This window comes from Candidatus Methylomirabilota bacterium, from assembly GCA_036005065.1.
In the GTDB taxonomy this organism is placed as follows: Bacteria; Methylomirabilota; Methylomirabilia; order Rokubacteriales; family DASRDR01; genus DASYQW01.
This window is the reverse complement of record DASYQW010000406.1, coordinates 1-10,705: the sequence shown is the minus strand read 5'-3', so window position 1 is coordinate 10,705 and position 10,705 is coordinate 1. Positions and strand designations below refer to the sequence as shown.

The following is a 10,705-nucleotide window of genomic DNA, read 5'->3' as shown; positions in this document are numbered from 1 at the left end:
GCGGTGGACCTGGACACGCTGATGCGGACGGGAGACCCGCGGCAGAACGTGGTGGTGGAGGCGGGGGACGCGGTGTACGTGCCGGAGGCCAACGCCTACTACGTGGCGGGCGAGGTGGAGAAGCGGGGGGCGTACACGCTGAAGCGGGAGACGACGGTGTCGAAGGCGCTGACGGAGGCCGGGGGGGTGACGAGGCTGGCGGGGGGTGAGGTGAAGATCATCCGGACGCTCCCGACGGGGGAGCGGCAGGAGATGGGGGGGATCGACCTCAAGGCGGTGATGGCGGGGGACCGGACGCAGGACGTGACGCTGCAGCCACAGGACGTGGTGGTCGTGCCGGCCAGCGGCGCGAAGGTGGCCGGCTACGCCTTCCTGGACGTCCTGAAGAGCCTGCTGAAGTTCTCCCTCATCGCCTTCTGAATCATCGGAGGGGGCCTCGACGGCCCCCTCCGAGACCTCCCCCGGGAAAACTTGCGGCGGCAAGAGCCGCCGCTCGGAGCGGAGCAGCGACACGCTGCGCGCGGCTTAGTCCGAGAGGTCCCTGAGCGCGTGACCCGGGAGCGCCCTCAGGTGCGGGCGCGGAGGAAGAGGAACAGGCCCAGGGTGGCGAAGAGGAAGTTCGCGGCCCAGGCGGCCACCATCGGCGGCAGGATCTCCGTGCGGGCGAGCGCCAGCGCCGCCGAGTGCACCAGGAAATAGCCGAGGCCGAGGGCCAGGCACAGCACGATCCCGATGACACGGCCTCCCCGGGGGGACTGCAGCGCGAAGGGAATGCCGACCAGCGCCATGATGAGGTGCGCGAACGGGTAGGCGACCTTGGAGTAGAGGTCGACGAGGTACTTGGCCACCTTGTGCCCGCTTTCCTGCAGTCGGGTGATGTACGCCTTGAGCTCGGCGTAGTTCATCACGTCCGGCGCCTTGGGGATCTGGGCGAAGTCGTCGAACCGCTCCGGCAGCCGGACGCTGGTCGTCCGGAACGGCTGAACCCGGTCCGCCTTCCCCACCTCGAACTCGCGCAGGAACCCGTCCCTGAGCTCCCAGGACTGGTCGAGCTCGCGCCAGCGCATGCTGCGGGCGTCCCACCGGCGGCGGACCGCGAAGTCGGCGCCGACCTCGTAGACCGAGACCCCGCTCATCTCGAGGTTGGCCGGATCGAGCAGCTCCATGTGATAGAGGCGGCTCTCGCGAGCCGGGCCTTCCCGGCCCCGGTACCAGATCTGGGTGCGCTTCTGGAGCTGGGGGAGCGTCCGGCGCTTGATCTTGATCTCGTCGACCTCGACGCCCTTCTGGTTCAAGATCGGCAGCATGGTCTCCTGGAAGGACAGCGAGCCCAGCGTCACCAGGGCGGCCAGGCCGAAGATGGGCAGGCTCACGCGGTAGAGACTGATCCCGCCGGCCTTGAGCGCCGTCAGCTCGTTGCTCCGGGACAGATTCAGGAAGAGCAGGATCGTGCTCATCAGCACGACGATGTGCAGGCCCTGGTACACGAAGGGCGGCGTGCGGTAGACGAAGTGCTCGATGATGTACCAGAGGGGCGGCTTCTGCCGGAGGTACCGGTCGAGCGTCGTCATGAGGTCCCCGATGATCACGATGACCGTGACCAGCGCCAACCCGTACACGAAGAGCGTCAGGAACTCGCGGCTCAGATAGCGGTCGACGATGTGGATGGCATTGCTGCGCGCGACCCGCCGGCCTCGCCGGACCCGGCCGTGGTGCGGCACCCCGCGCCGGTGCCGCCGCCGGGCGAGCTGGCGGCGGACCTGCCAGGCCAGCTTCCAGGCGATCCGCTGGGCCAGGGCGGTGAGCGGGAGGGGGCGCTCCTTGATGCTCGACCGGAGCAGATAGAGCGCCAGCGCGCCGATCACCAGGTTAGGGCCCCACATGGCGAGCCAGGGCGGCATTCGGCCGTTGTCGCCCATCTGCTCGCCCAGGGTCAGCGCCACATAGTAGAAGAGGACGATGGGCAGCAGGAGGACGAATGCGGCCCAGCGGCCGCCCCGGTGGGCGCGGATCCCGAGCGGGACGCCCAGCACGGCGAAGACGAGGCAGGCGGTCGGGATCGCGTACTTCTTGTGGATCTCCACCCAGTAAGGGTTCGGGTTCGCGCCGGCCCGCACCGCCTCGTCGGCATTGTCCTGGAGCTCCTGAATCGTCATCTCGCGGTCGCCCTTGGGGGCCTCTCCGGCCCGCACCAGCGGGTTCTCCAGGGTGAGCGTGAGGTCGTAGAGGCGGAACTGCACCTGGCGGTAGGTCTGGAAGGTACGGGGGACGGTCTCGTGGACGGTGCCGTTCTCCAGCCGAAGGGTCACGCGCTGGTTCACCTCGTCGGACAGGAGCCGGCCCTCCTGAGCAGTGACCACCCGGAGCAGCTCCGGGTTGCGCTCGTCGGCGACGAAGACGTTTCGGAGCCCGAGGTGATCGGTCGCCATCTCCTCCACGTAGATCACGAACTGCCCGAAGGTGTCGTTGAAGATCCGCTCCTTGATCCCCACGGTGGCCTGGGTGCGGAGGATGTCGAAGATGAGCGACTTGAAGGCGTAGTTGGCGCGGGGGACGGCCTCGATCATGAGGAAGGCGGTGACCGCCGCGGTGGCGACGCCGAACAGGATCACCGGCCGCAGGAGGCGCAGCGGGCTCACGCCGGAGGCCTTGAGCGCCACGATCTCCATGTCAGCCGAGAAGCGGCCGAAGGCGATCAGGATGGCCAGCAGGAAGCCGACCGGGATCGTCAGCACCAGGAACGCCGGCAAGATGTACGCGAGCAGCAGCAGGACGAGGTGGACCGGGACGCCCTTGTTGATGATGAGGTCGATGAGGTCGAAGATCTTGTCGAGAAGGAGGAGGAACGTGAGGACGAACAGCCCGACGAGAAAGGGCGGAGTGAGTTCCTTCCAGATGTAGCGGTCGAGTGTCTTCACCGGAACCTCCGGGTCATTGTACGGAAGGCCTGCTGGCGTGTAAATGTCGGGCGCCGATGCTACAATGACGTTCGTGCCCGAGAGATCCGTGAGCCACTCTCTCCCCGGAGAGGTCCTCCCGGACCGCTACGACCCGCGCCAGGTGGAGGAGCGCTGGTACCGCGTGTGGGAAGAGCGGGGGTACTTCCGAGCGGACCCGTTCGCCAAGACCCGGCCGTATGCCATCGTCATCCCGCCTCCCAACGTCACCGGCTCCCTGCACATTGGCCACGCCCTCAACAACACGCTCCAGGACATCCTGATCCGCTGGAGGCGGATGGACGGCTTCAACACGCTCTGGCAGCCGGGCACCGATCACGCCGGGATCGCTACCCAGGTCGTGGTGGAGCGACAGCTGGCGGCCGAGGGGACGAGCCGGGAGGCGCTCGGGCGCGAGGCGTTCGTCAAGCGGGTCTGGCAGTGGAAGGAGGAGTCCGGCGGCACCATCCTCCGCCAGCTCCGGCGGCTCGGCGCGTCCTGCGATTGGGAGCGCGAGCGCTTCACCATGGATCCGGGTCTGGCGGCGGCGGTGCGGGAAGTCTTCGTGCGGCTGTGGGAAGAGGGGCTGATCTACCGCGGCGACTACATCGTGAACTGGTGTCTGCGCTGCCAGACGGTGCTGTCGGACCTCGAGGTCGAGCACGAGGAGCGGGACGCCGAGCTCTACTACCTCAAGTACGGGCCGCTCACCCTGGCCACCGTGCGTCCCGAGACCAAGCTCGGCGACACCGCCCTGGCCGTCCATCCGAAGGACAAGCGCTACGCGCAGTACGTCGGCCGGACGCTCACGATCCCGTCGGTCGAGGGCACCATCGAGATGAAGGTCGTCGCCGACAGCGCGGTGGACCCCAAGTTCGGGACCGGTGTCGTCAAGGTGACCCCGGGCCACGACCCGGCCGACTTCGAGATCGGGCGGCGGCACGGCCTGGAGGTCCGCCAGGTCATCGACGCCGACGGCCGGATGAACGCGCAGGCCGGGAAGTACGCCGGCCTCGATCGGTTCGAGGCCCGCCAGCGGATCGTCGAGGATCTGCGAGCGCTCGGCTTGCTCGAAAAGACCGAGCCGTACCAGCACCGGGTCGGCGTCTGCTACCGCTGCCGGACGGTGGTGGAGCCCCTGGTCTCCAAGCAGTGGTACGTCCGGACCAAGCCCCTGGCCGAGCCGGCGATCAAGGCCGTCCGCGAGGGGCGAACCCGGATCGTGCCCCGGACGTGGGTGAAGACCTACTACGCGTGGATGGAGAACATCCGCGACTGGTGCATCTCCCGGCAGCTCTGGTGGGGGCATCGGCTCCCGGTCTGGTACTGCGACGCCGACGGCTCGACCCACGTCTCGCGGGAGGATCTCACCGAGTGCCCGCAGTGCGCCGGACCGCTCCGCCAGGACCCGGACGTCCTCGACACGTGGTTTTCCTCGGGGCTCTGGCCCTTCTCGACGCTGGGCTGGCCCCGCGACACCCCGGAGCTCCATACCTTCTACCCGACCGCCTGCCTGGTGACCGGCTACGACATCCTGTCCTTCTGGGTCGCTCGCATGATGATGTTCGGCCTCCGGGTGATGGGCGAGGTGCCCTTCCGGGACGTCTACATCCACGCCCTCGTCCGCGACATCGAGGGGCAGAAGATGTCGAAGTCCCGGGGAAACGCGATCGATCCTCTCGAGGTCATGGACCAGTACGGCACCGATGCCCTGCGCTTCACGCTGGCCGCCCTGGCCGCCCAGGGACGGGAGATCCGCCTGTCGGGCGAGCGCATCGAGGGGTACCGGAACTTCGCCAACAAGATCTGGAACGCGGCGCGCTTCGTGCTGTCGAACCTGGGCGACTACCGGCCGGCCCTGGCCCGGAAGGCGCGGCCCGCCCTGGCCGACCGCTGGATCCTCAGCCGGCTGGCCGGGACGGTGGCCGAGGTCCGGCGCGCCCTCTCGGCCTACCGCTTCAACGACGCGGCCGGCGCGATCTACCAGTTCCTGTGGCACGAGTACTGCGACTGGTACGTCGAGTGGTCGAAGCTCGTCCTCTATCGCGGGGAAGACCCGGCGGCCCGGGCCCGGACGCAGGCCACCTTGCTGGACGTCCTCGAGACGACGCTCCGGCTCCTCCACCCCTTCATGCCGTTCTTGACCGAGGAGGTGTGGCAGCGGCTGCCCAAGGGACGCGGGGCGGTGGCCCACGTCATGGTGGCTCGCTATCCTCGCCCGAAGCGGCAGGGGATCGATGCGGCGGCCGAGGCCGAGATGCGGCTCCTGATGGCCGTGGTGGCGGCGGTCCGGAACGTGCGGAGCGAGATGCAGATCCCGCCCGCCCGGAGTCTCACGGTGATCGTCCGGCCGCCGGACGCCGCCCGGGCCGCGGTGCTGGAGAGCGCGACGGCTCAGCTGGGCGCCCTGGCCCGCGCGGAGGTCCGCGTGGATGCCGCCGCCACGCGGCCGCCCCAATCGGCGCTGGCGCTGGCCGAGGGGTGCGAGGTGTACATTCCCCTGGAGGGCGTCGTCGATCTCTCCGCCGAACGACGGCGCCTCGCGCGGGAAGTCGAGCGGGCGGAGGCAGAGCTCGCCCGACTCGAGGGCAAGCTCGGTCGCGCGGAATTCCGGCAGCGCGCCCCGGCCGACGTGGTCGCCCGCGAGGAGGCCCGTCAGGCCGAAGAGGCGGCCAGGCGGACCAAGCTGCGGGAGGCGCTGGAGCGGCTGGATGGGCTGGACGGCGCCTCCGCTTGACCCGGCGCCCGACTCCGCGCTGACCGGCCGCTTCGCGGGCTGCCTCCCGGGCGGGCGGTTCGGCGGCCCGCTCCTCGCCTTCACGGCTGTCGAGTCCACCCAGGCGGTCTGCCGCCGCCTCGCCGAGGCCGGGGCGCCGGAGGGCACGGTGGTGCTCGCCGACTACCAGGGCGCCGGCCGCGGGCAGCGAGGTCGCGTCTGGACGGCGCCACCGGGCAGCTCGGTCCTCGTCTCCTGTCTGCTGCGTCCTCCGCTCCCCGCGGGGCGCTGGCCCGAGCTGAGCACGGTGGCGGCCGCGGCGGTGGTGGAGGCGGTCGAGGCAGCGGCGGGCGTCCGGGCCCGGGTCAAGTCGCCGAACGACGTGCTGGTCGCGGACAAGAAGCTCGCCGGCGTCCTGGCCGAGGGGGTCGTGGGACCCGGTCCGTTCGTGATCCTGGGGATCGGGATCAACGTGGCTCAGCGGCGCGAGGAGTGGCCGCATGATCTCGTGGGGCGCGCGGTCTCGCTGGCCGAGCTGGCGGCCGAGGTCCGACGGGAGGCCCTGCTGGCCGCGGTGCTGGGCCGCCTCGCCGCCCGCTACGACACGTTCCTGAACTGATGCTCCTGGTCATCGACGTCGGCAACACCAACACCAAGCTGGGAGTCTACGACGACCGGCGCCTGGTGGCATCTTCGCGACTGACGAGCCGGCGCGAGCAGACGGCCGACGAGTATGGCGTCTTCACCCGGAGCCTCCTGCGGGCCCGCGGGATCGATCCGGGCGCCATCGCCGGCGTGGCCATCTCCTCGACGGTTCCGCGAGTCCAGGGGACCCTGGAGGAGATGGCGAGCCGCTACTTCGGGGTCAGCGCCCTGGTGGTCGAGCCCGGCGTCAACGTGCCCGTCCCGATCCTGGTGGACTACCCGCGCGAGGTGGGCCCCGATCGGGTGGTCAAGGTCGTGGCCGGCGTGGAGCTCTACCGCCCCCCGTTGATCATCGTCGACTTCGGGACCGCCACCGTCTTCGATTGCGTCTCGCCGCGGGGCGAGTTCATCGGCGGCGCCATCGCGCCCGGCATTGCCATCGCCACCGAGGCGCTCACGTCGAAGGCGGCTCGGCTCTTCCGGGTCGACCTGACGCGCCCGAAGGAGGCGATCGGCCGGAACACCGTGACGAACGTCCAGTCGGGAATCATCTACGGGTACGCGGGCCTGGTGGATGGCCTGGTCGACCGCATCCGGGCCGAGATGGAGGGGACGCCCATGGTGGTGGCGACCGGCGGGCTCGTCTCCCTGATGCACCACGTCGCCCGGTCGATCGAGGTGGTCAATCCTGACCTCACGTTGGAAGGCCTCCGGCTCATCTGGGAGCGCTGGCACGGGAGGGCCCCCGGGAAGGCTTGACAGTCCCCGGCGCGGCCCCCTATAATTCCCAATATGTTGTGGTCGGGGTCGCGGGACATCCCTAGGGGTAGGGCAGCGGTCGGCCACGCGAGCCAGCCTGAGGAGGAGTGACGGCATGGGGATGTGGATCGGTCGAGGACGAAAGGCGCGGATCGCCTACGGGTTCGACGACATCGCCCTGGTGCCGGGGCTCATCACGGTGAACCCGAACGAGGTGGACGTCTCCTGGGAACTGTGCGGGCGGCGCGTCGAGCTTCCGATCCTGGCGGCGGCCATGGACGGCGTGGCGGATTCACGGTTCGCCACCGAGATGGGCCGACTGGGCGGCCTGGCGGTCCTGAACCTGGAAGGGATCCAGACACGCTACGAGAACCCGGACGAGGTGATCGAGCGCATCATCTCCTCGAGCCAGGAAGAGGCGACGCGCATCATCCAGTCGATCTACGGGGAGCCGATCAAGGAGGAGCTGATCTACCAGCGGGTCAGCGAGATCAAGAAGGGCGGGGGGTCCGTCATCGTTTCCTCGATCCCGCAGCGCGCCATGCGCTTCTCGAAACTCGCCGAGGAAGCCGGCGCCGACTTCTTCGTGGTCCAGTCCACCGTGACGACGGCCCGTCACGTCGCGACGGAGTACGAGCCGCTCGACTTCCGGAAGCTCAAGCGCGACCTGTCCATTCCCCTCATCGTCGGCAACTGCGTGACCTACGAGGCGACCCTCGAGCTGATGCAGACCGGCGTCGACGCGCTGCTGATCGGCGTCGGCCCCGGGGCCGCCTGCACGACCCGCGAGGTCCTCGGACTCGGCGTGCCGCAGGTGACCGCGACCGCCGACGCCGCGGCGGCCCGCGACTTCTACTGGAAGCAGAGCGGCCGGTACGTGCCGATCATCACCGACGGGGGCATGACGACCGGCGGCGACATCTGCAAGGCGCTGGCGGCCGGGGCCGACTCCGTGATGATCGGCTCGGCGTTCGCGCGGGCGCTGGAGGCCCCCGGGCGCGGGTACCACTGGGGGATGGCCACGCCCCACTCGAACCTGCCCCGCGGCACCCGGATCCGGGTCGGGGTGGTCGGGTCGCTCGAGCAGATCCTGTTCGGGCCCGCGTTCACGGACGACGGCACCATGAACCTCATCGGCGCCCTCCGGACCTGCATGGGGTCAGTGGGCGCCCGGACGATCCGGGAGTTCCAGCTGACCGAGCTCATCATCGCGCCGGCCATCAAGACGGAGGGCAAGATCTTCCAGAAGGCCCAGCGCGTCGGCATGGGCAAGTAGGCTGCGGTCGGCCCGGCGGCCCGGCCGGGAGGGGTCGATGCGTCGTGTCGCAGGCGCGCCGGAGACGGACGTGAGGCGTGAGGGTCCCGGCCAGGCGCCGGGCACGGGGCGGATGGACCGGGTCGCGGTCGTCGATTTCGGGTCGCAGTACACGCAGCTGATCGCACGCCGGGTCCGCGAGGCGCACGTCTACTCGGAGATCTTCCCGCCGACCGTCCCGCTCGAGCGACTCCGCGAGTATCAGGCGGTCATCCTCTCCGGCGGTCCCGCCAGCGTCTACGATACGGGCTCTCCATTGCCGCCCACGCCGCTCTTCGAGGCGGGGATCCCGGTCCTGGGCATTTGCTACGGCATGCAGGCGATGGCCGCCCTGCTCGGCGGAAAGGTGGTCCCGGTCCAGCAGCGGGAGTACGGACGGGCCGAGCTGCAGCTTCAGGCGTCGGATCCCCTGCTCGAAGGCGTCGTGCCCGAGCGCGAGGATCGCATCACGGTCTGGATGAGCCACGGCGATGCCGTGCTGGCGGCGCCCCCGGGGTTCCGGCCGCTGGCGGGTACCCCCAACTGCCCGGTGGCCGCCATGGCCGCCACCGACCGGCCCCTCTACGCGGTTCAGTTCCACCCCGAGGTGGCGCATACCCCGCAGGGCCGCCGCGTGCTGGAGAACTTCCTGTTCCGGGTCGCCCGGCTCACCCCGGGATGGTCGATGGCGTCCTTCGTGGACCAGGCCGTCGAGGGCATCCGGGCGCAGGTCGGTGAGGAGCGCGTCCTGTGCGCGCTCTCCGGTGGCGTCGACTCCGCGGTGGTGGCCGCGCTCGTCCACCGGGCGATCGGGGACCAGCTCCACTGCGTCTTCGTCGACAACGGGCTCCTCCGCCAGGGCGAGGGCGAGTCGGTGCGCCGGACCTTCCGCGAGCACTTCCGGATGAATCTCGTCTACGCCGATGCGGCCAGGCGTTTCCTCGAGCGCCTGACCGGCGTCACGGATCCCGAAGAGAAGCGCAAGCGCATCGGGGCGGAGTTCATCGCGGTGTTCCGCGAAGAAGCCCGGCGGCTCGGGCGCGTCCCGTTTCTCGCCCAGGGCACCCTCTATCCCGACGTGATCGAATCGTTGTCGTTTCGCGGGCCCTCGGCGACGATCAAGACGCATCACAACGTCGGCGGGCTGCCGGCCGACCTGGGCTTCGTGCTGATCGAGCCGCTCCGCGAGCTCTTCAAGGACGAAGTGCGGGAGGTCGGCGCGCTGCTCGGGCTTCCGCGGGAGATCGTGTGGCGCCAGCCGTTCCCCGGCCCCGGGCTGGCTGTCCGCATTCTCGGGGAGGTCACCGAGGAGCGCCTCCTGCTGGTCCGGGAGGCGGACGCGATCGTGCAACAGGAGGTCGAGACGGCCGGGCTCGGGCGCGAGCTCTGGCAGGCCTTCGCCGTCCTGCTCCCGGTACGGACGGTCGGGGTGATGGGGGACTTCCGGACATACGCCCAGGTCGTCGCGCTCCGGGCGGTCGTGAGCCAGGATGCGATGACCGCCGACTGGGCCCGGCTCCCGTACGAGTTGCTCGGACGGATCTCGACGCGGATCATCAACGAGGTCAAGGGCGTCAACCGCGTCGTCTACGACATCTCGTCGAAGCCGCCCAGCACCATCGAGTGGGAGTAGCCGCGATCGACCGCGCAGCGGGCTGACCCGGGGCGCGGGGCGGGCCAAGGAGGCGGAGATGAGCGGGGAGGGCCTGGCCCGGCTGTTCATCGGCGTCGGATTCGTCTGGGTGGTGATCGTCCTCGCGGTCGGGCTGCTCGGCGGGTTCGACAAGCCGTCGGCCTACTGGAAGTTCCTCACCGAGGCGACCGGGGCCGGTTGGCTCCCGCACGTCTACCTGGTCCTCACCCTGTTCGTGGTCCCGGTCGGGATGCTGACCTTCCTGCGCGACATCCTGACGGATCCCGTCGCCCTCTGGGTCAAGTGGGCCGCGCCGGGCGCCTTCCTGGCGATGTACGCGTTCTTTCTCCTGGCCGCGATGCCGGACGTCGGGCGGCCGCTGTTCGTGGGAATCGAGTCGACGATCTCGCCGGTCGCGTCGCCGGCTTCCGCGGCCGCGTCCATGGGAAGCACGGGGAGCTGGCTCGTCCGCTTCGCGGTGGCCTTCGTCGTGCTGGCCGGTGTCCCGGGGATCATCGGCGCGGTGGTGGGGCTGGTCACCGGCTCGAAGGCCGGCGTCCGCCGGCACTGACCGGCGGCCAGGAGGTGTCGGATTAGTCAGGCGCGTCGCGATCACCTGACCGCCTACGCCTGGTGTTCCGCTCCGAGCGGCGGCGGAGCATCCGCGCCCTCCCACCCAACCCGAGAGGGGGGGGCATCGGGGGGGTCTTCCGAGACCCCCC

8 protein-coding genes are annotated in these 10,705 nt (G+C 70.0%); 7 read left to right on the top strand and 1 reads right to left on the bottom strand.

The genetic code is table 11. The features are described 5' to 3' along the window. On the top strand, positions 1-420 hold a 420-nt coding region (locus VGW35_26905), incomplete at its 5' end, for an SLBB domain-containing protein (protein HEV8311306.1). A 146-nt stretch (positions 421-566) separates the two neighbouring features. On the opposite strand, the gene lptF is transcribed toward VGW35_26905, so the two are convergent. After that, positions 567-2,918, bottom strand: coding sequence for an LPS export ABC transporter permease LptF (gene lptF, locus VGW35_26900; GenBank protein HEV8311305.1), 2,352 nt, complete (start codon positions 2,916-2,918; stop codon positions 567-569). A gap of 88 nt (positions 2,919-3,006) precedes the next feature. Here lptF and VGW35_26895 point away from each other — a divergent pair, with 88 nt between their 5' ends. From VGW35_26895 to VGW35_26870, 6 genes are all read left to right on the top strand, one after another. Continuing rightward, a complete protein-coding gene (locus VGW35_26895) occupies positions 3,007-5,673 on the top strand; it encodes a valine--tRNA ligase (protein HEV8311304.1) in 2,667 nt (888 codons plus the stop codon). Continuing rightward, positions 5,648-6,271 carry a biotin--[acetyl-CoA-carboxylase] ligase gene (locus VGW35_26890; GenBank protein HEV8311303.1) on the top strand — a complete coding sequence of 208 codons (624 nt, stop codon included), beginning with the start codon at positions 5,648-5,650 and terminating at the stop codon, positions 6,269-6,271. The genes VGW35_26895 and VGW35_26890 overlap by 26 nt, the downstream gene beginning before the upstream one ends. After that, a complete protein-coding gene (locus VGW35_26885; protein ID HEV8311302.1) occupies positions 6,271-7,056 on the top strand; it encodes a type III pantothenate kinase in 786 nt (261 codons plus the stop codon). The genes VGW35_26890 and VGW35_26885 overlap by 1 nt, the downstream gene beginning before the upstream one ends. 115 nt (positions 7,057-7,171) lie before the next feature. Beyond that, entirely contained in the window at positions 7,172-8,332 is a 1,161-nt protein-coding gene (locus VGW35_26880; protein HEV8311301.1) for a GuaB3 family IMP dehydrogenase-related protein, read from the top strand. Positions 8,333-8,444: 112 nt separating this feature from the next. Next, on the top strand, positions 8,445-9,983 hold the full coding sequence (gene guaA, locus VGW35_26875) for a glutamine-hydrolyzing GMP synthase (protein ID HEV8311300.1): 1,539 nt from the start codon (positions 8,445-8,447) through the stop codon (positions 9,981-9,983). A gap of 58 nt (positions 9,984-10,041) precedes the next feature. Continuing rightward, positions 10,042-10,554, top strand: coding sequence for a hypothetical protein (locus tag VGW35_26870; GenBank protein ID HEV8311299.1), 513 nt, complete (start codon positions 10,042-10,044; stop codon positions 10,552-10,554). The last annotated feature ends 151 nt before the right edge of the window (positions 10,555-10,705 follow it).

What these genes read in the sequence shown, in the direction of transcription:
- VGW35_26890 (HEV8311303.1), top strand. Translation starts at nt 5,648, where the DNA reads ATGGGCTGGACGGCGCCTCCGCTTGACCCGGCGCCCGACTCCGCGCTG.
- VGW35_26885 (HEV8311302.1), top strand. Translation starts at nt 6,271, where the DNA reads ATGCTCCTGGTCATCGACGTCGGCAACACCAACACCAAGCTGGGAGTC.
- VGW35_26870 (HEV8311299.1), top strand. Translation starts at nt 10,042, where the DNA reads ATGAGCGGGGAGGGCCTGGCCCGGCTGTTCATCGGCGTCGGATTCGTC.
- guaA (HEV8311300.1), top strand. Translation starts at nt 8,445, where the DNA reads ATGGACCGGGTCGCGGTCGTCGATTTCGGGTCGCAGTACACGCAGCTG.
- VGW35_26880 (HEV8311301.1), top strand. Translation starts at nt 7,172, where the DNA reads ATGGGGATGTGGATCGGTCGAGGACGAAAGGCGCGGATCGCCTACGGG.